The organism is Bradyrhizobium ingae (assembly GCF_055791185.1).
Window position 1 is genome coordinate 1 of sequence record NZ_JBVUBB010000033.1, and the last position, 22,653, is coordinate 22,653.

Here is a 22,653-nt window from a genome sequence, read left to right on the forward strand (position 1 = left end):
TCGGTGTAGGGATAGGCGAGCGCCTCTTCTACGCTCGGCAGCGGCAGATATTGGCCGCGGTCGCGGCGCAGCCGATTGAGGTCGAAGGACGAGGCAAGCTTTTCCGCCTCCTCATCGGTATCCGCCGTGACGACCGCCACCGCGAGAATCGCGTGCGGCGTCGCGCGCCAGGCGGACGGCTGGAAACGGTTGCGATAATGCACCATCGCGTCGATCGCGTCATGGCTCGCAAAATGATGCGCGAATGCGAAGCCCATGCCGACCTGGGCTGCCAATTCCGACGAATAATCGCTGGAGCCGAGCAGCCAGATCGGGGGCAGCGGCGTGTCGTCGGGCATGGCCACGACGTTGTTGTAGGGATGGCCTGAGGGGAATTCGCGGGTCTCCCACAGGATCAGCTCGTGCAGCCGCTCCAGGAAATCGTCGCCCTCGCGGCGGTCGAGCCGGCTTCTGAGCGCGTAGGCGGTGGCGCCGTCGGTGCCGGGCGCGCGGCCCAGCCCGAGATCGATGCGGCCGGGAAACAGCGCCTCCAGCATCTTGAAACGCTCGGCCACCACCAGCGGTACGTGATTGGGCAGCATCACGCCGCCCGAGCCGACACGGATGCGCTTCGTCACCGCCGCGATCTGCCCGATCATGACATCGGGCGCCGGGCTCGCGACGGAAGCGAGGTTGTGATGCTCGGCAAGCCAGTAGCGGACATAGCCGAGCTCATCGACATGGCGCGCGAGGTCGATGCTGTTGCGCAGCGCCGCCGCCGGCTTGGTGCCTGACGTGACAACGGAGAGATCGAGGACGGAGAGAGGGATCATGGCCGGTTCAAGGTAGTGCGCCGCACCGCACCGGCAATGGCTGGATGAAGCAGAGCTGGCGTGTGCTGGCCGCGAGACGCCCCAGGCGCCCCGCCTGAACCGGTGGGATTCTATCAGCCACAATCACCTCATTTTCACATTGCCCACCCCCTCTCCTAATAGCCACCGGACTCCATGAATGAATTATTATACTGATTTTATTTATATTTTTTTCTTTAAGCCAATTTCCCACCGGAATCTGACGAGGCACAAAAACATCGATACTATTGCCAATAGTGGGCCATTTCCCATTAATGATGGGCTGTCGAGAAATCCCTGCTTGGCCTATCTTACCCCTTCCCAAGCTAAATCTATCGCAGCTGCGAAGATATCTGGAGTGAGTGGTGCCATGACCGAGCCGACGACGCCTGCCCGCAATGGGCAAGACAATGGGCAAGACGGGCACCTCGCCAAGCGTCCGGCGATCTCCTTTGAGTTCTTTCCGCCCAAGACCGAGGAGATGGAGAAGAACCTGTGGGAGACCGTCAATCGCCTCGCCCCGCTCGATCCGAAATTCGTCTCGGTGACCTATGGCGCGGGCGGCTCGACCCGTGAGCGCACCCACGCCACCATCGCGCGCATCCTGAAGGAGACGCCGCTGCTGCCGGCCGCGCATCTGACCTGCGTCGGCGCCTCGCGCGGCGAGATCGACGAGATCGTCGACCGCTACCACGAGGTCGGCGTCCGCCACATCGTGGCCTTGCGCGGCGATCCGCCTGGCGGCATCGGCACGCCCTACTCCACCCATCCCGATGGCTACCAGAGTTCGGCTGAGCTCGTCGCCGGCATCAAGAAGCGCCATGCCGACATCGAAGTGTCGGTGTCCGCCTATCCGGAGAAGCACCCTGAAGCCCGTGACTTCGACGCCGACATCGACACGCTGAAGGCCAAGGTCGATGCGGGCGCGACGCGCGCGATCACCCAGGTGTTCTTCGATAACGACCTCTACTTCCGCTATCTCGACCGCGTCCGCGCCCGCGGCATCCAGATTCCGATCGTGCCGGGCATCATGCCGATGCACAATTTCAAGCAGGCCCGCAATTTCGTCACCCGCGCCGGCACGAGCGTGCCGGATTGGTTCGCTGCAAAGTTCGAGGGCCTTGATGACGACGCGGAGACCCGCAAGCTGGTGGCGGCCACGGTTGCGGCCGGCCAGGTGCAGAAACTGGCAAAACACGGCGTCGACACCTTCCACTTCTACACCATGAACCGCGCCGATCTCGTGTTCGCGATCAGCCATTTGCTCGGCATCCGCGCCAAGAGCGCGCAGAAGGCGGCGTAACCGATGACCGTGACCGTGTCTCCCAAGCGAACTGCCCTGCTCAAAGCCGCGCGCGAGCGTATCCTGGTGCTCGATGGCGCCATGGGCACGATGATCCAGAACCTTCAGCTCGACGAGGCCGCCTTCCGCGGCGAGCGCTTCAAGAATTTTCACCGCGACCTGCGCGGCAACAACGACCTGTTGATCCTGACCCAGCCGCAGGCGATCGAGGACATCCACGCCGCGTATCTGCGTGCCGGCGCCGATATCGTCGCGACCAATACCTTCTCCACGACATCGATCGCCCAGGCCGATTACGATCTTGCCGACGTCGTCTACGAGATGGCGCGCGAAGGCGCCCGCCTCGCCTCCAATGCGGCCAGGCGCGTCGAGGCCGAGGACGGCAAGCCACGTTTCGTCGCCGGTGCCATCGGCCCTACCAACCGCACCGCCTCGATCTCGCCTGACGTCGCCAATCCCGGCTATCGCGCCGTCACCTTCGACGATTTGCGCAAATCCTATGGCGAGCAAATCAACGGCATGCTCGACGGCGGCGTCGACCTGCTGCTGGTCGAGACCATCTTCGACACGCTGAACGCCAAGGCGGCGCTCTATGCGATCGCCGAGATCATCGAGGAACGCGGCATCGACATGCCGGTGATGGTGTCCGGCACCATCACCGACAAATCCGGCCGCCTGCTCTCGGGCCAGATGCCCGAAGCGTTCTGGAATTCGGTGCGGCACGCCAAGCCCGTCACCATCGGTTTCAACTGCGCGCTTGGCGCCGAGGACATGCGCGCGCATATCGCGGATATCGGCCGCGTCGCCGACACGCTGGTCTGCGCCTATCCGAACGCCGGCCTGCCTAACGAATTCGGCCAGTATGACGAGAGCCCGGAATATACCGCGCGCCTGATCGGCGAGTTTGCCCGCGACGGCCTCGTCAACATCGTCGGCGGTTGCTGCGGCACCACGCCGGACCACATCGCGGCGATCGCCGCCGCCGTCGCCCCGCACAAGCCGCGCATCGTGCCGGAGATCGAGCCGCGGCTGCGGCTCTCCGGCCTCGAGCCGTTCGAGCTGACGCCCGCCATTCCTTTCGTCAACGTCGGCGAGCGCACCAACGTCACTGGCTCGGCTCGCTTCCGCAAGCTGATCACCAACGGCGACTACACCGCCGCGCTGCAGGTCGCCCGCGACCAGGTCGAGAACGGCGCGGTAGTCATCGACGTCAACATGGACGAGGGACTGCTGGACTCGGAAGCGGCGATGGTGACCTTCCTCAACCTCGTCGCCGCCGAACCCGACATCGCCCGCGTGCCCGTGATGGTCGACTCCTCGAAATTCACGGTGATCGAGGCTGGGCTGAAATGCGTTCAGGGCAAGCCGATCGTGAACTCGATCTCGATGAAGGAAGGCGAGGACAAGTTCATCCACGAGGCGCGGATCGCCCGCCGCCACGGCGCGGCCGTCGTCGTGATGGCGTTCGACGAGGTCGGCCAGGCCGACACCTTCGCGCGCAAGACCGAGATCTGCAAGCGCGCCTACGACATCCTGGTGAACCGCGTCGGCTTCCCGCCGGAAGACATCATCTTCGATCCCAACATCTTTGCGATCGCGACGGGCATCGAGGAGCACAACAATTACGGCGTCGACTTCATCGAGGCGACGCGCTGGATCCGCCAGAATCTGCCCGGCGCGCACATCTCGGGCGGCGTCTCCAACCTGTCCTTCTCGTTCCGCGGCAACGAGCCGGTGCGCGAGGCCATGCACTCGGTGTTCCTGTATCACGCCATCAAGGCCGGCATGGACATGGGCATCGTCAATGCCGGGCAGATGATCGTCTATGACGACATCGATCCAGAGCTGCGCCAAACTTGCGAGGACGTGGTCCTCAATCGCGATGCCGGCGCCTCCGAGCGGCTGCTGACGCTCGCCGAGAAATTCCGCGGCAAGAAGACCGAGAGCAAGGAAGCCGATCTCGCCTGGCGCGAATGGCCGGTCGAGAAGCGCCTCTCGCACGCTCTCGTGCACGGCATCACCGAGTTCATCGATACCGACACCGAGGAAGCGCGCCAGTCCGCGACGCGTCCGCTCGACGTGATCGAAGGACCGCTGATGGCCGGCATGAACGTGGTCGGCGATCTCTTCGGCGACGGCAAGATGTTTCTGCCGCAGGTGGTGAAATCCGCGCGCGTCATGAAGCAGGCGGTCGCCTGGCTAATGCCGTTCATGGAGGAGGAGAAGGCGCGCAACCTCGCGAACGGCATCGGCAGCGATGCCAACTCGTCGGCCGGCAAGATCGTGCTCGCGACCGTGAAGGGCGACGTCCACGACATCGGCAAGAACATCGTCGGCATCGTGCTCCAGTGCAACAATTTCGAGGTCATCGACCTCGGCGTGATGGTGCCGGCCGCCAAGATCGTCGAAACGGTGAAGGCGGAGAAGGCGGACATCGTCGGCCTGTCCGGCCTGATCACACCCTCGCTCGACGAGATGGCGTTCTTTGCCGGCGAGTTGCAGCGCGAGGGCCTGAAGCTGCCGCTCTTGATCGGCGGCGCGACGACGAGCCGCGTGCACACCGCCGTGAAGATCGACCCGAACTACAGGGCCGGTCCCGTCGTGCATGTCAATGACGCGAGCCGCGCCGTCGGCGTGGCATCCTCGCTGCTGTCGCCCGAGAAGCGCGAGGCCTATGCCGCCGAGGTACGCGCCGAATACGCAAAGATTTCCGACGCGCATCTGCGCGCACAGGCCGACAAGAAGCGGCTAAAGCTCAGTGATGCCCGCGCCAACCGCGTGCCGGTCGATTTCATCGCGAGGAAGCCGGTCAAGCCGGCATTCCTCGGCACGAAGACGTTCGACGACTACGATCTCGCCGAGCTCGTCGACTGCATCGACTGGACGCCGTTCTTCCAGACCTGGGAGCTCGCCGGCCGCTTCCCCGCGATTCTCGATGATCCCAAGGTCGGCGAGGTCGCGCGCTCGCTCTATGACGACGCGCGCAAGATGCTCGACCTCATCGTCAAGGAGAAATGGTTCCGGGCGCGCGCCACGATCGGCTTCTGGCCAGCAAACGCCCAAGGCGACGACATCGTGCTCTATGCCGATGAGCATCGGACGAAGAAGATTGCGACGTTGCACACGCTGCGCCAGCAGCTCGAGAAGCGCGAGGGCCGCTTCAACGCGGCACTGTCCGACTTCATCGCACCTGCCGATACGGGCGTTCCCGACTATGTCGGCGGCTTCGTCGTCACCGCCGGCATTGGCGAGGATGCGGTCGCCGACCGCTTCAAGAAAGCCAATGACGATTACTCCTCGATTCTCTGCAAGGCGCTCGCCGATCGCCTCGCCGAAGCCTTCGCCGAGCGCATGCACGCGCGCGTCCGCCGCGAGTTCTGGGCCTATGCGCCGGCCGAGAAGCTCTCCGACGAGGAGCTGATCCTTGAAAAGTATCAGGGCATCCGTCCCGCGCCCGGCTATCCCGCGCAGCCCGATCACACCGAGAAGAAGACGCTGTTCGCCCTGCTCGACGCGGAGAACACCGCCGGCGTGAAGCTGACGGAGAGCTTTGCGATGTGGCCGGGCAGCAGCGTGAGCGGTCTCTATTTTGCGAATCCCGAGAGCTATTATTTCGGCGTCGGCAAGATCGAGCGCGACCAGGTCGAGGACTATGCCCTGCGTAAAGCCATGACGGTCGCCGAGGTCGAGCGCTGGCTGGCGCCGATTTTGAACTACATCCCACCGCAGCAGGGGACTAACAAGGCCTTCGCGGCAACGCCCGCGAACGACGAGACCTCAAATGACCTCGCCTCGCATCCGCCGGGCTGCACCTGCGCGGTGCATCTCGTCTGGCAGAAGAAGCGCGCAGGCGCCGGGTAGGCGCGCGGCTTCCCTCGGGGTCGTCCTGGCGAAGGCCAGGACCCATACCGCGGAAGCTATCGAGGACGGATGGTCGCAGTATCGAACTCCTGGTCGTCGCCAAACTCCGCCCTGGGGCAATGGGGTCCTGGCTTTCGCCAGGACGACGATGTGGATGACTGAGTGTCGACCATCGTGACAGCCGGGAGGGCGGACGCGTTCATGGCCCGAAATGCCGGCACGCCCTTCCCGGCTGAAAAGTGAAAAACAACCCCATGCGAAGTAGAAAATTGCAGGGTCAACCGAATACGAATTTACCGAAATTGCTTAACGCGTCGGGCAAATCACCGGCAATATGCAACCATTGCGTCCGTGCCAGATGGGCCCCGCTGCCCGCCTCGTGCCGACAAGACCGATTGAAACCAAGTTCCTCGGGCGCTACGTTCCGACCTCTGAGCTCATTGTTGGAGAGGTGCTTCCGATGACAAGGTTTGCATTCTCATTTGCAGCAGCTTGTGTGCTCCTGTTTGATGCGAGCCAAGCTGGTGCGCAGAACCTCACGCTGAGCAGCCCGGACATCAGCGAAGGCGCCACGATTGCCAGCGAACAGGTATTCAAAGGCTTTGGCTGTACCGGCAACAACACCTCTCCGTCCCTGAGTTGGAGCGGTGCTCCGGCGGGCACCAAGAGCTTCGCCGTGACGGTATATGATCCTGATGCGCCGACCGGCAGCGGCTGGTGGCATTGGGTCGTCTTCAATCTTCCGCCATCCGTCACTGCGCTTCCCAAGGGGGCCGGCGATCCAAAGAAGAAGCTGATGCCGAAAGGCGCGATTCAGGGCCGCACGGACTTCGGCAGCGACGGCTATGGCGGACCATGTCCGCCGCCTGGCGACAAGCCGCATCACTATCAGATCACCGTATTCGCCGTTGATGTCGATAAGCTTCCGGATGCCAAGGACCATTCAGCATCCCCGGCACTCGTCGGTTTCGACCTGCACTTCCATACGCTCGGAAAAGCCACCCTGACCGGCCTCTACGGCCGGTGACGGGACGCGGCGGGCGCGGTCCGCATCCGCGACGACGTACGATCCCACCTTTACCTTGGGCTGGGGCGAGGGCCTTCGCGCGCTTGCACCTTGCGGGAACCAGGCGCGTGTGAACTCGATCACTTGTCCGCTCAACCTCAATTGGCTACTCTGCCGGTGTACTACCTTCAAACCGATGGTTTGTTCGGGATCAAGCATATGAAACAGTTCATTGCACTGTTTGCCGCCGCAATCGCTCTTGTCGTTCTGCCCGCGATTGCCGCCGCGGACTGTCCGAAAGGCTACGTGCCATGCGGCGAACGAAATCAGCTGTGCTGCCCAGGAAAGTAGCGAGCCGCAAATGGCTTTGGCTTGGTAGCGGAGTATTTGTTGCGATAGCTTTGGTGATGGTCGCGGTCTGGGCCGCCTTCCCGCGCAAGAAGGAGACGATCACCGCCATCCTCTCCGAGACCGGGTATTTCGAGGTGGTGCCGCCGAGCACGTTCGGTGGTCCCGGCACCATCAACACCATCGAATATCTGAGCAACGGCCGGCTGGAGCTGCATCCGACCTGCGATGTCGATCCCACGATCCTGACGGGCAAGATTCAGAAATCGCCGACCGTTGACCGCGACCTGAAGCAGTCGCTCGAGAAGAACCTCGACGTATCCGCACAGGTCAGGGACAAGCTGTCCGCCGTCGTCGGCATGCAGGAGGTCGATTCGATCCACCTCAAGCTCGAGAACGCCAACATTCTCCTGATTTCCGACGAGTCGCTGATATCGACCCGCAACGCATTGCTGAAGGCCGAATGCGAGGACGCGATCACCCAGAACATTTCAAGCGGCGGCGTCGTGTGCCAGACGCGCTCCGTCCTGGAGGCTGACGTCGTCTACGAGATCAAATATCACAACAAGGTTTCGATGGAGGAGCGGGCCAAGCTGACATCCGAGATCGCGGCAAAACTCGACCTCGATGCACAGCAAGGCGCCGATGACAAGGTCTCCGGCTCGCAACTGTTCTTCGGCATAAGATTGTCGCCGAATCCCATCGTCCTGAAGACCGCGTCGGGCGAGATCAAGCCCTGCACGCGGAAGTAGGACGGACGCTGCGCCTTCATCCCTTCGGCGGAGCCAGCGGCTGTACGATCTCCTTGAACGGCGCCAGCGCCTCGCAACGCTCGGAGTGTGCCGCGAGCGACGGATAGCGCGCGGGATCGAAGAGCTGCGGATGCGCTTCGCGGGTGAAACGGACGACGCAGGCGACTACGACGTCGGCGTGGCCGATGCGCGTCCCCAGCCAATAGGGCGTCGTCACCTTTGCGCGCTCGGCTTCCAGCACCTTCAACACGTCTGCGATCTGTGCCTGGCAGCGCTCAACCCACAGCGCGAGCTGTTCTTTGCGCAGCACGCGCTCGTAGAGCAGGCTGACCGCCTTGTCGCCGAGACCGCCCGCCAGCGCGCAGATGCGCAAGTGCCGCCGTCGCTCGATGCCGCTGCGCGGCAGCATCGCCTTCTCCGGCCCGACGAGATCGTCGAGATAGTCGAGAATGATCGTGCTCTCGATCAACCTCTCGCCATCGTCGAGCACCAGCGTCGGCACGCGGCGCAAAGGATTATACGGCGCGATCTTGTCGGCATCGCCGAAGGTCGACCACGGCCTGTGCTCAAAGGCGATGCCATAAAGCTTCAGCGCAATCGCGACACGGCGGACGAAGGGGGAGTCATATTGGCCGATCAGGAACATGGTTTGCACCTCTACACGTTTTCCTCGATAGCACGTTTCACCGCCACGATCGCGGCCTCGTTGCGGCGGTACATCGTCCATTGCTTGATGCGCTTGGCACGCACGAGCTTCGCGGCCGCCAGCACCCGCATGTGCTCGCTCACGGTCGGCGCACTCACGCCGAGCTTCTCCGCGATCAGGAGACCGCAGACGCCATCCTCGACCAGGTCTCCGTCAGCCTGCTTTCGAAAATGTTTTCGTGGCTCGCGGAGCCATTCCAGAATCTGAAGGCGCCGCTCGTTGGCCAGCGCCCGCAACACGATCGCGATCTTCATTTAGGCATTTTGCTAATTACCTAATTGATGTCAACCCCGCGACGCGCTATCACGGCAGCCATCATGACAACAACAGGCATTACACGCGAGCGGATTGCGGCGACCGAGGCCGTGATCCGCCCGCATGTCCGGCGCACGCCGGTCCTGAAGGCCAATCTGGCTAATTTTGGCCAGCCCGATCAGCCCGTCACCTTCAAGCTTGAGATGTTGCAGCATTCCGGATCGTTCAAGGCGCGGGGTGCCTTTGCGAACCTGTTGCTGCGGCAGGTGCCGAAAGCCGGCGTCGTTGCGGCATCCGGCGGCAATCACGGCGCCGCGGTGGCCTATGCTGCGCAACGGCTTGGCGTGCCAGCTACGATCTTCGTGCCGGAGATCACGTCGCCCGCGAAGGTGGGGCGGATCAGGGGCTATGGCGCGCAGCTCGTGATCGCGGGCAGCCGTTATGCAGATGCGCTTGCGGCGAGCGAAGCGCATGTCGAGCGCACGGGCGCGATGGCGGTTCACGCCTACGATCAGGCCGAGACGCTGCTCGGCCAGGGCAGCGTCGGACTGGAGCTCGAAGCGGACGCTCCCGACATCGACACGCTTCTGGTCGCCGTCGGCGGCGGAGGGCTGATCGGCGGCATTGCGGCATGGTACGCCGGCAAGACACGTGTCATCGCGATCGAACCGGAGCAATCACCGACCTTGCATGCCGCGTTCGCGGCGGGAGGACCGGTCGATGCGCCGGCCGGCGGCATTGCCGCCGACAGCCTTGCGCCGCGCCGCGTCGGGCAATTGATGTTTCCGATCGCGCAGGCCTATGTCGAGCGGGTCGTTCTGGTCAGCGACGACGCGATCCGGCAGGCGCAGGCGTCCCTTTGGTCAAGCTTGCGCGTCGTGGCTGAGCCCGGCGGCGCGGCCGCGTTCGCCGCGCTACTCTCCGGCCGCTATCGTCCCTCACCTGGCGAACGGATCGCGGTGCTGATCTGCGGCGCCAACACCACGGCGGTGAACTTCGATGGCTAATTGGGAGTTTGCGTGATCGGGAATCGCGGTTTCGTTCTCATGGTCTCGACATATCATTTGATGATCGGCACATGCCCCGCCGCCGTGCGTGGCACCGCGCCAACGAGGCGCGGGTCGTCGGCGATCTCGATCTGGCGGCGGAAGGCGCGAAAGCCGGAGCGCTGGTAGAAGGCGAGCGCTGAGGCGTGATCAATGGTGCAGGTGTGCACCCAGACCCGCTGAACCTCCCGCGTCCAAGCGTGCTCAAGCGCGCGGTTCATCAGCCAGCGGCCTGCGCCGGTGCCGATGAGTTTTGCGGCGACGCCGAAGAAGACGATCTCGCACTGGCCCGCTTTGCGGAAGTCGAGCTCGAGCAGGCCTTCTTCGCGGCCGTCATCGACAAGCGCGTAGATCTCAACAAGCGGCGACTGCACGATCGCCGCGAGTTCGACATCAGGCATGCGCAGGCGCGAGAACCACAGCCAGTCCTCGCCAATCCGCGCATACAGGGCTCGATACCAGTCGAGATCGGGTTGCTCGACCCGGCGCAACGTCCAGGTGCCCACCGGATCGTCGCGCAGCGGCGGCCGCACGGTCATCTCCAGATGCGTGACGACCGCGGCGAGCTTCCCGTCGGGCACGTCCGAATAGCCGTCGGGAAGGATCATTCGCCGCTCACTCCCCCTCATCGCTCGCCAGCACACCCTTCACCGCGCGGGCCCAGCCGGCGAGCTTCCGCTCGCGCGTCGCCTGGCTCATGTTCGGCTTGAAGCGGTACTCGAGGCGCCAGTTGTCGGCGAATTGCGTCGGCTCGGGATAGACGCCGGCCTCGAGGCCGGCGAGATAGGCTGCCCCAAGCGCCGTCGTTTCCTGGATCACGGGGCGGTCAACCGGCGCGTCGAGGAGATCGGCAAGACGCTGCATGGTCCAGTCGGAGGCGGTCATGCCGCCGTCGACGCGCAAGACCACACTCGCCGTCTCCGAGCTCGGCCAGTCCGCGCGCATCGCGGCCCAGAGGTCGAAGGTCTGGTAGCAGACGCTCTCCAGCGCGGCATGGGCGAGCTCAGCCGGGCCGGTGTTGCGGGTCAGGCCAAACAGCGCGCCGCGCACGCGCGGATTCCAATATGGCGCGCCCATGCCGACGAAGGCCGGCACGAGATAGACGCTCTGCATGGAATCGGACTGGTCAGCGAGCGGGCCGGTCTCGGCCGCGTGCTTGATGATGCCGAGGCCGTCGCGCAACCATTGCACCGCGCTGCCGGCAACGAAGATCGAGCCTTCGAGCGCGTAGGTGCGTTTTCCGCCGAGCTGATAAGCGATGGTGGTCAGCAGCTTGTTCTTCGAGGCCACGGGCGTGGTGCCGGTGTTGAGCAGGGCGAAGCAGCCGGTGCCGTAGGTCGACTTCATCATGCCCGGGCGGAAGCAGGCCTGGCCGATGGTCGCGGCCTGCTGGTCGCCGGCGATGCCGCAGATCGGGATGGCGCCGCCAAACAGGTCGGCCGTCGTCTCGCCGAAGCGGGCGGAGGAATCCTTGACCTCCGGCAGCATTGAGCGCGGCACGCCGATCAGCTCGAGCAGCTCGTCGTCCCACGCGCCGGTGTGGATGTTGAACAGCAGCGTGCGCGAGGCGTTGGTGGCATCGGTGGCGTGCACCTTGCCGCCGGTCAGTCGCCACAGCAGGTAGCAATCGACGGTGCCGAACATCAGTTCGCCGCGCGCGGCCCGCGCACGGGCGCCGGGGACGTTGTCGAGGATCCAGGCGACCTTGGTGCCGGAGAAATAGGGATCGATGATCAGGCCGGTCTTCTCCGAGATCCGGGGCTCGTGGCCTTCGGCCTTCAGCTTCGAGCAGACATCGGCGGTGCGGCGGTCCTGCCAGACGATGGCGCGGTGCACGGCCTGACCGGTGGCGCGGTCCCACACCACAGTCGTCTCGCGCTGGTTGGTGATGCCGATCGCGGCAACGTCCTTGGCCGTGACGCCGGCGCTCTGGAGCGCGTCGCGACAGACCATCACGGTCGAGGTCCAGATGTCCTCCGGCTCATGCTCGACCCAGCCCGAGGCCGGGAAATGCTGCGGAAACTCGGCTTGCGCCTTCGCCGCGATGGAAATGTCGCTGCGAAACACGATGGCACGCGAGGAGGTGGTGCCCTGATCGATGGCGAGGACGAAAGACATGGATGTTGACCTTGGCGATTTCCGGTGTCCCGGGAGGGTTATTGTGTCGCGGCTAAGGGAGCGGATTGGGGCGGGAAGGTCAAGACCGCCTCGCCGGATCATGCTCTAGGACGGCGCCAGCGAAAGTGATACATGCCGGGACCGGGTAAACGGGGCGGCATGACCTTCACTTCTCTTCAGTTCGGTGTTTTCGTCGCGGTCGTGTTCGGCGCCTATTATTTGCCGCCTTTGCGACGCGTCCAGGTCCAGCTCCTCGTGCTCGCGAGCGTGTTCTTCTACGGCTTCGGCCAGCCGGAGCTCCTGCCGCTGCTGCTCGTCGCGGTGCTCGGCACCTGGGTATTTCTGGTGCTGGCCTTCGACAACCGCGCGACGTGGATGCCGGCGGGGATCATCTTCAATCTCGGACTGCTCGCCTTCTTCAAGTACAAGTTCCTGTTCGTCGATGCCGCATCGGTACATCCGAGCGGGCTCGTGCCGGTCGATTTCCTGCTGCGGCTGCCGCTGCCGATCGGCATCTCATTCTTCGTCTTCCACAACATCAGCCTGCTGGTCGACCTGACGCGCGAAAAACGACCGCCGCCGTTGCGCGAGGTCTTCCTCTACATCATCTTCTTTCCGCAGCTCGTCTCCGGCCCGATCACGCGCGCGGGCCAGTTCATGCCGCAAATCGCGCCCAAGCAGCTTGCCGACGTCGCCTTCGTGGAGGCGGCCAAATGGATCCTGACCGGCTATTTCTTCAAGCTTTATGTGGCGAACAATCTCAACGAGATGACGTCCTACATGGACTTTCCACTCTACGAGACATTGCGCACGCAGGACCGCTGGCTGCTGGTGTTTTTGTACAGCTACCAGATCTATGCCGACTTCTTCGGCTATTCGGCGATCGCGCTCGGCCTGGGGCTGTTGTTCGGATACCGCCTGCCGGTCAATTTCGACCTGCCCTACATCTCGGCCTCGTTCTCCGAGTTCTGGACACGCTGGCACATCTCCTTGTCCAACTGGCTCAAGACTTATCTCTACATCCCGCTCGGCGGCAACCGAAAGGGCGTGGTGCGAACCTGCCTCAACCTGATGATCGTGATGACGCTCGGCGGACTCTGGCACGGCGCGAGCCTGAGCTACGCACTGTGGGGTATGCTGCACGGGCTTCTGCTCGTCATCGAGCGGCCGTTCCTGAAAATGCTGGGCGATGCGGGACCACTCGTGCGGCTGCTCCGCATGGGCATCGTGTTCCTCTGCGTGACGATGCTCTGGATCTTCTTCAAGTTGCCGAACTTCGATCACGCGCTCGGCTATCTCAAGGGCATGTTCACGCCGACGACCAATCCCAATCCGACGAAGCTGTTCTACAATCTGGCTCTGCTCTACAGCCTTCCCGTAATCATCCAGCATCTCGGCATCGGCGCGCTCGTCGACGGCCGATGGCGGCGATGGGAGCCCTACCTTTATGGCGCGCTCGCCGCGCTCGCCTTTCTCGAGGCGGGCCCCGACGCCGCCTTCATCTATTTCCAGTTCTGACCATGCCGCAGACGTCGCCACTTCCATGGTTGATCAGATGCGCCGCCGTCGCGGCGGCGCTGCTGCTGGCCTGTGGCATTGCCACGGCGTGGGTCGGCGCGGCGCTCCAGCAGCCGGCGGTCACGACCCGCGACGGCAGCCTCGTCACCCTCAACCGTTATGTGAGGGAGCCCGTGCCCGAATTGGTGCTGGTCGGCAGCTCGGTCACCTGGCGTCTCAAGGAAGACTATTTCTCGCGGCCCCGCGTCCGCAATCTTGCGCTGGCCGGCGGCTCGCCCGTGACCGGGCTCGAGATCGTCGCGAAGCAGCCGCGCCTGCCGAAGATCGTCCTGATCGAGAGCAACGTCATCTCGCGCGCCGTCGACCGCGCGCTGGTCGAACGGTTCACCGGCGGCGAACGGACAAACGCGTTGTTTCTCCGTCCGGTGCGAACGGCGATAGCGGCATTCGAGACCTGGAACCACGCGCCTCCGGATGCAGCGAAGGCTCGCGCCGGGCGCGAGGATCTGCTGAGCCAGCCGCCCTCCGACTTCGACAATCACGTCTATGTCGAGCGCGCCGTAGGGGAGATGAACGCGGCGGAGCCGTCCGCGCTGGCCACTGCGAATGCGATCCTCATCAAGCAGCTCATCGGCGAGATCGAACGGCGCGGCGGGCGCGCTTTTCTGATCGCCATTCCGTTCTCGCCGGAAATCGAAGCGACGAGCTTCGTCACGACGACCAGGGCGATCATGCAAGAGGCCTTCCCGGACCCGGCCGCATGGCTCGCCATCGATGCGCCGCTCTCGGAGTTGCGCTGGGCCGACGGCGTCCACCTCGACGAGCGCTCCGCCCTGATCGTCGCGCGTGCGATCGAGAAGGCCTTGGCGGGACGTTAGTTACGCCGCGGCGGTTGCCACTCCCCCGTCGAACGGAGTGATTTTCGTTGTTGTCGGGCTTTTTGTTTCCGCGCTTTCCGTCATTTGCGAGGAACGTAGCGACGAAGCAATCCAGCTGTCTCAACGGAAAGACCGCTGGATTGCTTCGCTTCGCTCGCCAATGACGATTGGCGCGATATCCCGGGCTCATCGATTCGCGATGCCCCGGGACGACAGTCTCGCTCAGATCAACCCGCCCGCATCGGCGACGCGGCGCTGATGGTATTCCGTGTCACCAAAGGTGTTCTCGATCATGGTCAGGCGCTTGAAGTAGTGGCCGATCTTCGCCTCCATGGTCATGCCGATGCCGCCATGGAGCTGGATCGCCTGCTGACCGACGAATTTCAGCGACTTGCCGATCTGCACCTTGGCGGCCGCGATCGCGTTGGAGCGCTCCTTGGCGTCCTCGAAATCGTTTGCCATGGTCGCGAACATCGACATCGAGCGAGCCTGCTCGGCGGCGACGAACATGTCGGAGGCGCGGTGCTGGAGCGACTGGAACGAGCCGATCGCGACGCCGAACTGCTTGCGCGTCTTGATGTACTCGACGGTGGTCTTGAGCGACTCATCCATCAGGCCGACCGCTTCCGCGCAGAGCGCGACGCGGGCCTCATCGACGACGCGCTCGATCAGCGCGAGCGAGTCCGCAGGGTTACCGATCGCCGCGTCCGCGCCGACCTCGACACCGGTGAGGGTGATGTCGGCAGCGTGCAGGCCGTCCTGCGTCGGATAGGACTTCTTGGTAACGCCCTTGGCGTTGGCGGGAACCAGGAACACACCGATGCCGGCCTTGTCGCGGCGGTCGCCGTTGGTGCGGGCGGTGACTAGAAGGGTGTCGGCATTCTCGCCGTTGAGCACGACGAATTTTTCGCCGTCGATGACCCAGCCGGCGCCTTTCTTCTTCGCCGTGGTCGCGACATCGAAGAGATCGTAGCGCGAGTTCTTCTCGAGCTGCGCAAAGGCGAGAGTCTGGCTGCCGTCGATGATGCCGGGCAGGTGCGCGGCCTTCTGCGCATCCGAGCCGCCATGGCGCAGGAAGCCGCCGCCGATTACCACGGTCGCAAGATAAGGCTCGAGCACGAGCGCCTTGCCGAGCGCTTCCATCACGATCATGGTCTCGACGCCGCCGCCACCGAAGCCGCCATCGGCTTCGGTGAAGGGCAGGCCCAAGAGGCCCTGCTCGGCGAGCTTGCCCCAGACCGCTTTGCTCCAGCCGCCCTTCTCGGCCATGTACTTCTTGCGGCTCTCGAAATCGTAGGAGTCGGTCAAGAGGCCGTCGACACTGTCCTTGAGAAGCCGCTGCTCCTCGGTCAAATCAAAATCCATGGTTCTCTATTCTCCCGGTATCGATTTCGTCATGCCCGGCCTTGTGCCGGGCATCCACGTCCTTCCTTGCGGTGAGGCGTGAATGGCCGGGTCAAGCCCGGCCATGACGGCGAGTGCGTGGCGCGAGGGCGCAATCACAACCCCAGCACCGCCTTGGCGATGATGTTGCGCTGGATCTCGTTGGAGCCGCCGTAGATCGAGACCTTGCGGTTGTTGAAGTAGCTCGGCGCGATCTGGGCGGTCCAGTCCATGGCTTCGTTCGAACCGTCGTCGCCGTGCACGTCGTAGGGCGCGGCGAACGGGCCGATGACTTCCATGAGCAGCTCGGTCGTGGTCTGCTGGATCTCGGAGCCCTTGATCTTCAGCACCGAGGACGCCGGATTGGGCTTGCCCTTGCCGTGCTTGCCCTCGTCGGCGACGACGCGGAGCTGCGTGAGCTCGAGCGCCTTCAGCTCGATCTCGCACGCCGCCAGCTTCTCGCGGAAGGCGGCGTCCTGGATGATCGGCTTGCCGCCGGACTCGACCTTGGACGCCAGCTCCTTGATGCGGCGGATGCGCTCCTTGGAGACGCCGACGCGCGCAATCCCGGTGCGCTCATTGCCGAGCAGGAATTTTGCGTAGTCCCAGCCCTTGTTTTCCTCGCCGATCAGGTTCTCGATGGGCACCTCGACGTCGTCGAAGAAGACTTCGTTGACCTCAACGCCGCCGTCGATGGTCTGGATCGGACGCACCGTGACGCCCTTCGACTTCATGCTGAAGACGATGAACGAAATGCCCATCTGCTTCTTGGCCGACGGATCGGTGCGGCAGAGGCAGAAGATCATGTCGGCGTGTTGCGCCAGCGTGGTCCAGGTCTTCTGGCCGTTGATGATCCACTTGTCGCCCTTGCGCTCGGCCTTGGTCTTCAGCGAGGCCAGGTCCGAGCCCGAGCCGGGCTCCGAGAAACCCTGGCACCACCAGTCGTCGACATTGGCAATGCGCGGCAGGTACTGCTTCTTCTGCTCCTCATTGCCGAAGGTGTAGATGACCGGGCCGACCATGCTGACGCCGAAGGCGAGCGGCTGCGGCGCGGGATAGGACTGCAGCTCCTCGTTGAAGATGTAGTGCTGCACGGATGTCCAGCCGGTGCCGCCATACTGCGTCGGCCAGTGGCTGACGCCCCAGCCCTTCTTGTTGAGGATACGCCACCACGTGACCATCTCGTCCTTCGAGAGGTGACGGCCCTCGAGCAGCTTGCGCCGCGTATCCGGCGGCACGTTATCGCGGAAGAACTGCCGCACTTCCTCGCGAAACGCCTGCTCTTCTTTCGTGAATGCGAGATCCATCGGATCCTCCTGTTTCCTCGTCGTCCTGGCCTTGTGCGCAATTGCGCACTGGAGCCAGGACCCATTACCACCGGCCTTCGTTAGTTTGCGAAGGCCATTAACGTCTGCGCGCCGAACTCCTGCCGCGGAGTATGGGTCCCGGCTTTCGCCGGGACGACAGCAACTACTGCAACACCTCGAACAATCCCGCCGCCCCCATGCCGCCCCCGACGCACATGGTGACGACCGCGTATTTGGCCTTGCGCCGGCGGCCTTCGATCAAGGCGTGGCCGGTGAGCCGCGCGCCCGACATGCCATAGGGATGGCCGACCGAGATCGCGCCGCCATTGACGTTGATCTTGTCGGGGTCGATGCCGAGCTTGTCGCGGCAATAGAGCACCTGCACCGCGAACGCCTCGTTCAATTCCCAGAGACCGATGTCGTCGACCGTGAGCCCGTGGCGCTTGAGCAGGCGCGGCACGGCGAAGACCGGGCCGATGCCCATCTCATCCGGTTCGCAGCCGGCGGAGACGAAGCCGCGGAAGATACCGAGGGGCTTCAAGCCGCGCCTGGCCGCTTCCTTGTCGCTCATGATCACCGACGCACTGGCGCCGTCCGAGAGCTGGCTGGCATTGCCGGCCGTGACGGTGAAGCCTTCGCCGCGCACGGCCTTCAGGCCGGCGAGGCCTTCGGCAGTGGTTTCGGGGCGCGGACCTTCGTCCTGCGACAGCGTCACGTCCTTGAAGGAGACCTCGCCGGTCGCCTTGTCGGTCATGGCCATCTTGGTCGTGATCGGCGCCAGTTCGTCCTTGAACTTGCCGCCCTGCTGCGCGGCCGCGGTGCGGCGCTGGCTCTCCAGCGAATACTCGTCCTGCTTCTCGCGCGAGATGCCATAGCGCTTCGCCACGATTTCAGCCGTGTCGATCATGGGCATGTAGACTTCGCCCTTGATCTTGAGCAGCGCCGGATCCTGGGCGTGGAAGGCGTTCATCTTGTCGTTTTGCACCAGCGAGATCGACTCGCCGCCGCCGCCGACCGCGATCTCGACGCCGTCGAAGATCACCGAGCGCGCGGCAAGCGCGATCGCCTGCAGGCCGGAGGCGCATTGCCGGTCGATCGTGGTGCCGGCGACGGTGACGGGAAGGCCGGCACGCAGCAGCGCCTTGCGCGCGATGTTGCCGCCGGTCGAACCCTGCTGAAGGGCGGCGCCCATCACGACGTCCTCGACCTCCTTCGGATCGACCTTCGCGCGCGCAACGGCCTCGCCGATGGCGTGACCGAGCAGCGTCGCGCCCTCGGTGTTGTTGAGCGCGCCGCGATAGGCCTTGCCGATTGGCGTGCGGGCGGTGGAAACGATGACGGCGTCGGTCACGAGCGAACTCCTGTAGCGCTTTGTTGGGAGGATTGAGATGGTTTCTTCTGCTGCCGCAATTCATGCCGCGACAGCTTGCCGACCGGCGTGCGCGGCAGCTCGTCGACGAACTCGACCTCGGCCGGCAACTCATGCTTGCCAAGCTTGCCGGTGAGGAAGCCGCGAAGCTCGTCGATCGAGAACGGCTTTGCATCCGGCTTGAGCTTGATGAAAGCCTTGGCCGCCTCGCCGCGATATTGGTCGGCAATGCCAATGACGATGACCTCATGCACGCCCGGATGCGTGTAGATCGCCTGCTCGATCATCTGCGGATAGACGTTGAAGCCGCCGGAGATGATCATGTCCTTCTTGCGGTCGACCAGGAAGAAATAGCCGTCCGTGTCGCGACAGCCGATGTCGCCGGTGAGGAAGCGGCCGTCGGCAAAGGATTCCGCGCTCTCCTTCGGCTTATTCCAATACCCTTTGGTGACGTTCGGTCCCTTGATGCGGATCTCGCCGACTTCGCCCGCCGGCAGCACCTTTGTCGGATCATCCAGCGATACGACGTCGAGCTCGATGCCGGGCAGCATCAGGCCGATTGACCCCGGCTTTTCCGGACCGACCGGCGGGTGGCCGGTGCCTGGGGAGCAGGTCTCGGTCATGCCCCAGCCGCTCTTGAGCTTCTTGCCGACCTTGCGCTCGAAGAAACTCGCCACCTCCACAGGCAGCGGCGCTCCGCCGGAGCCGATGGCGTTGAGCGAGGAAAAGTCGCGCTTGTCGAGATCGGGAAGCGCAGCGATCGCGATCCACATCGTCGGCACACCCGGAAAGTAGGTCGCGCGCTTGACCTCGATGTCGCGCATGACAGCCTCGACGTCGAAGCGCTGGTGCAGCGAGATCAGATTGCCGCGGCGGAGCGAAGACAACAGAACGACGGTGAGGGCGTAGATGTGGAACAGCGGCAGCACGCAGATCACGCGCTCGATGGCGTTGCCGCGCGCCGCGCGGGCCGGCTTGCCCCAGACATCATAGATCGATACGGCCGAGGTGAGGTTGCCATGCGTGAGCATCGCGCCCTTCGGCAGGCCGGTGGTGCCGCCGGTATATTGCAGCAGCGCGACGTCATCGGCCGCGACGGCGGGCCATTGCGCCGGCTTGGTCGCGCCATCGATGAACGTCTTGAAGGTGATGATCCTGGGATCGGCGGGGATCGCGGCTTGCGGCGTGCCGACCTTGCCCCAATGATCATCCTCACAGACGACCAAGCGGTCGATCAGGCCCTTCTCCAGGAATTTCAGTGCCGTCGGCAGCAGCGCCGCGAGGTTGGAAGTCACCAGTACGCGCGAACCGGAGTCGGAGACCTTGTGCGTCAGCGCGATCTCGCCGTCGAGCGGCGAGAGATGCGCAACCCGGCCACCTGCCTTCAACGCACCGAAGAAATTGACGGGATGATCGGGCGTGTTGCCGAGGAACAGCGCAACGGAAGAGCCCTTGCCGCAGCCGGCGCGCAGGAACGCGGCGGCGGCGGATTCAGCCATCGCCTCCAGCTCGCTGTAGCTGATCGGGCGATCGCGGAATTCGAGCGCGGCACGCGAGCCAAAGTCGGCGGCGGCCTTCGAGAGGAGATCAGGCAACGTGCCTTGGGAAATCGCGTCGTCCCAATGCACGCCTTCGGGATAAAATTGTTCGCCGGGATGGGTCATGAGCGATCGATACTCTGCAAAGCCGTCGCAACAATGTCGCGTGAGGTGGGCACAAGCGGACGGGCTCCCTTCCCCCTTGCGGGGAAGGGTTGGGGAAGGGGGTGCCACGAACGCCGACGTCGCTTGGGGCTACCCCCCTCCCTGTCCCTCCCCCGCAAGGGGGGAGGGAACGGAGAGAGTGTGCCAGCAGTCATCACGCTGCCTTCGATTCCGTCGCGAGCGATGCAAACGTCTTGCCTTCGGCGGCAAGCTTCTTCAACAGCGGCGCGGGCTCGAGGCTGGGGTCGTTGGTCTCCTTGGCGTAGACCGAGAGGCGATCAGCGATTTGCTTGAGGCCAACCGTATCGGCCCAGTACATCGGGCCGCCGCGATAGATCGGCCAGCCATAGCCATAGAGCCAGACCACGTCGATATCCGACGGACGCGCCGCGATGCCTTCTTCGAGGATCTTCGCGCCCTCGTTGATCATCGGGTACATCATGCGCTCGAGGATCTCCTCGTCGCTGACGACGCGCTTCTTGCGCCCCAAGCGCAGCAGCGTCTCGTCGATCAGCTTCTCGACCTCGGGATCGGGCAGCGGCGCGCGGGAGCCCGCTTCATACTTGTAGTAGCCCTTGCCGGTCTTCTGGCCGAAGCGGCCGGCTTCGCACAGCGCATCCGCGATCTCCGACTTGATGCCGCGATCCTTTCGCGAGCGCCAGCCGATATCGAGGCCGGCGAGATCGCCCATCGCGAACGGTCCCATCGGCATGCCGAACCTGGTCACGACGGCGTCGACCTGCTGCGGCAGCGCACCTTCGAACAGCAGCTTCTCCGCCTGCTTGCCGCGCTGCGCAAGCATGCGATTGCCGACGAAGCCGTCGCAGACGCCGACCACGGCCGGCACCTTGGCGATCTTGCGCGCAATGGTCACGGCGGTCACCAGCGCATCCGGCGCCGTCTTCTCGGCGCGCACGATCTCGCACAGCTTCATGACGTTGGCCGGCGAGAAGAAGTGCATGCCCAAAACGTCCTGCGGACGCTTGGTCGACTTCGCAATCTCGTCGATGTTCAGATACGAAGTGTTGGAGGCGAGCACGGCGCCCGGCTTGACGTACTGGTCGAGCTTGCCGAACACCTCCTTCTTCACCGCCATGGTCTCGAACACCGCCTCGATGACGAGATCGGCGTTGCCGACATTCTCGATGCCGACGACGCCATTGATCAGCGCCATGCGCTTGGCGGGCGCGTCCGCCGGAATGCCGCCGCGCGCCGCGGTCGCTTCCCAGTTCTTCTGCATGATGCCCATGCCGCGCTTGAGCTGCTCCTCGCCGGTCTCGATCAGGGTGACGGGGATGCCGGCATTGGCAAAGGACATCGCGATGCCGCCGCCCATGGTGCCGGCGCCGAGGATGGCGACGCGCTCGACGGGACGCGACCGGGTGCCCTCGGGCACGCCGGCGATCTTGTTGGCCTCGCGTTCGGCGAAGAAGGCGTAGCGCTGCGCCTTGGACTGGTCGCTGGTGAGGAGCTTCAGGAAACCTTCGCGCTCCTTCTTCAGGCCCTCGTCGAACGGCAGGTCGATGGCGTAGCCGACGGCGTCGGCGGCCGCGAACGGTGCTTCCAGGCCGCGCGCCTTCTTGGTCATGGCGGCAACCGCGTTGGTGAAGATCGAGCGATCGGCCTTGGCCGCGGCGATCTTGCTGTCGTCATCGCGCAGGCGGCGCAGCGGACGTTTGTCGGCGAGCAGCTTGCGGGCGAAAGCTTCGCCGCCGGCCGCCGGGCCTTCGACGATCTCCTCGATCAGGCCGCTCTTCAGCGCTTCCGCGGCGCCGATCGGATCGCCGCCGACGATCATCTTGACCGCGAGCTCCGGGCCGACCGCGCGCGGCAGGCGCTGGGTGCCGCCGGCGCCGGGCAGAAGACCAAGCTTCACCTCGGGCAGGCCGAGCTTCGCCTCCTTGGTCGCGACGCGGAAATGACAGGCGAGCGCAACCTCGAGGCCGCCGCCGAGGGCAGTACCGTGGATCGCGGCGACGACGGGCTTGGGCGAATTCTCGATCTCCGCGAGCACGTCATTGAGCGCGGGCGGCTTCGGCGGCTTGCCGAACTCGGTGATATCTGCGCCGGCAATGAAGGTGCGACCCGCACAGGTCAGCACGATGCCCTTGATGGCGGGATCAGCGACCGCCTGCTTGATGCATTCCAGGATTCCGCCGCGGACTGCCGCACTGAGCGCGTTCACCGGAGGGCTGTTGACCGTGACGACCCCGATCTCGTCATGACGCTCAAGCTTGACCACTTCGCTCACGGCATACCCTCCGGTTAAG

General features: G+C 64.3%; 17 protein-coding genes. 7 read left to right on the top strand and 10 right to left on the bottom strand.

Features of this window, described 5'->3' with window-relative positions; all coding sequences use genetic code 11:
• Positions 1-812: LLM class flavin-dependent oxidoreductase (locus ACV1FX_RS32350; protein ID WP_473121595.1), on the bottom strand; the 812-nt coding region annotated here is incomplete at its 3' end.
• 388 nt (positions 813-1,200) lie between these two features.
• Between ACV1FX_RS32350 and metF the strand changes: the two genes are divergently transcribed.
• From metF to ACV1FX_RS32370, 4 genes are all read left to right on the top strand, one after another.
• Positions 1,201-2,133 carry a methylenetetrahydrofolate reductase [NAD(P)H] gene (gene metF / locus ACV1FX_RS32355; protein ID WP_473121596.1) on the top strand — a complete coding sequence of 311 codons (933 nt, stop codon included), beginning with the start codon at positions 1,201-1,203 and terminating at the stop codon, positions 2,131-2,133.
• 3 nt (positions 2,134-2,136) lie between these two features.
• Complete coding sequence (metH, locus tag ACV1FX_RS32360; RefSeq protein WP_473121597.1) at positions 2,137-5,994, top strand: methionine synthase; 3,858 nt, start codon at positions 2,137-2,139, stop codon at positions 5,992-5,994.
• Positions 5,995-6,454: 460 nt separating this feature from the next.
• Positions 6,455-7,021 (top strand): YbhB/YbcL family Raf kinase inhibitor-like protein, encoded by a 567-nt coding sequence (locus tag ACV1FX_RS32365; RefSeq protein WP_473121681.1) that lies wholly within the window; start codon positions 6,455-6,457, stop codon positions 7,019-7,021.
• 386 nt (positions 7,022-7,407) lie between these two features.
• Positions 7,408-8,100: a hypothetical protein gene (locus tag ACV1FX_RS32370; RefSeq protein WP_473121682.1), complete on the top strand. Its 693-nt coding sequence runs from the start codon at positions 7,408-7,410 to the stop codon at positions 8,098-8,100.
• Between the two features lie 16 nt (positions 8,101-8,116).
• Here the strand turns inward: ACV1FX_RS32370 and ACV1FX_RS32375 are convergent, their stop codons facing one another.
• Positions 8,117-8,746: a glutathione S-transferase family protein gene (locus ACV1FX_RS32375; protein ID WP_473121683.1), complete on the bottom strand. Its 630-nt coding sequence runs from the start codon at positions 8,744-8,746 to the stop codon at positions 8,117-8,119.
• An 11-nt stretch (positions 8,747-8,757) separates the two neighbouring features.
• Positions 8,758-9,060 carry an ArsR/SmtB family transcription factor gene (locus tag ACV1FX_RS32380; RefSeq protein WP_473121598.1) on the bottom strand — a complete coding sequence of 101 codons (303 nt, stop codon included), beginning with the start codon at positions 9,058-9,060 and terminating at the stop codon, positions 8,758-8,760.
• A gap of 27 nt (positions 9,061-9,087) precedes the next feature.
• Here ACV1FX_RS32380 and ACV1FX_RS32385 point away from each other — a divergent pair, with 27 nt between their 5' ends.
• The gene (locus ACV1FX_RS32385) at positions 9,088-10,068 is read left to right on the top strand and encodes a threonine/serine dehydratase (protein ID WP_473121599.1); all 981 of its coding nucleotides are present in this window, start codon (positions 9,088-9,090) and stop codon (positions 10,066-10,068) included.
• Positions 10,069-10,121: 53 nt separating this feature from the next.
• Here ACV1FX_RS32385 and ACV1FX_RS32390 read toward each other — a convergent pair whose 3' ends face one another.
• Positions 10,122-10,715 (bottom strand): GNAT family N-acetyltransferase, encoded by a 594-nt coding sequence (locus tag ACV1FX_RS32390; RefSeq protein ID WP_473121600.1) that lies wholly within the window; start codon positions 10,713-10,715, stop codon positions 10,122-10,124.
• A gap of 7 nt (positions 10,716-10,722) precedes the next feature.
• Positions 10,723-12,225: a glycerol kinase GlpK gene (glpK, locus tag ACV1FX_RS32395; RefSeq protein WP_473121601.1), complete on the bottom strand. Its 1,503-nt coding sequence runs from the start codon at positions 12,223-12,225 to the stop codon at positions 10,723-10,725.
• A 159-nt stretch (positions 12,226-12,384) separates the two neighbouring features.
• On the opposite strand from glpK, the gene ACV1FX_RS32400 reads away from it, so the two are divergent.
• Positions 12,385-13,743, top strand: a complete 1,359-nt coding sequence (locus ACV1FX_RS32400; RefSeq protein WP_473121602.1) for an MBOAT family O-acyltransferase — start codon at positions 12,385-12,387, stop codon at positions 13,741-13,743.
• Between the two features lie 2 nt (positions 13,744-13,745).
• Positions 13,746-14,621, top strand: a complete 876-nt coding sequence (locus tag ACV1FX_RS32405; RefSeq protein WP_473121603.1) for a hypothetical protein — start codon at positions 13,746-13,748, stop codon at positions 14,619-14,621.
• Positions 14,622-14,843: 222 nt separating this feature from the next.
• Here ACV1FX_RS32405 and pimD read toward each other — a convergent pair whose 3' ends face one another.
• The 5 genes from pimD to ACV1FX_RS32430 form a co-directional block, all read right to left on the bottom strand.
• The gene (gene pimD, locus ACV1FX_RS32410) at positions 14,844-15,986 is read right to left on the bottom strand and encodes a pimeloyl-CoA dehydrogenase small subunit (protein WP_473121604.1); all 1,143 of its coding nucleotides are present in this window, start codon (positions 15,984-15,986) and stop codon (positions 14,844-14,846) included.
• Between the two features lie 134 nt (positions 15,987-16,120).
• Positions 16,121-17,311, bottom strand: a complete 1,191-nt coding sequence (gene pimC, locus ACV1FX_RS32415) for a pimeloyl-CoA dehydrogenase large subunit (protein ID WP_473121605.1) — start codon at positions 17,309-17,311, stop codon at positions 16,121-16,123.
• Positions 17,312-17,474: 163 nt separating this feature from the next.
• Positions 17,475-18,662, bottom strand: a complete 1,188-nt coding sequence (locus tag ACV1FX_RS32420; RefSeq protein ID WP_473121606.1) for an acetyl-CoA C-acyltransferase — start codon at positions 18,660-18,662, stop codon at positions 17,475-17,477.
• The gene (gene pimA / locus ACV1FX_RS32425; RefSeq protein ID WP_473121607.1) at positions 18,659-20,344 is read right to left on the bottom strand and encodes a dicarboxylate--CoA ligase PimA; all 1,686 of its coding nucleotides are present in this window, start codon (positions 20,342-20,344) and stop codon (positions 18,659-18,661) included. The genes ACV1FX_RS32420 and pimA overlap by 4 nt, the downstream gene beginning before the upstream one ends.
• A gap of 193 nt (positions 20,345-20,537) precedes the next feature.
• Entirely contained in the window at positions 20,538-22,634 is a 2,097-nt protein-coding gene (locus tag ACV1FX_RS32430; RefSeq protein ID WP_473121608.1) for a 3-hydroxyacyl-CoA dehydrogenase NAD-binding domain-containing protein, read from the bottom strand.
• Positions 22,635-22,653 lie beyond the last annotated feature (19 nt).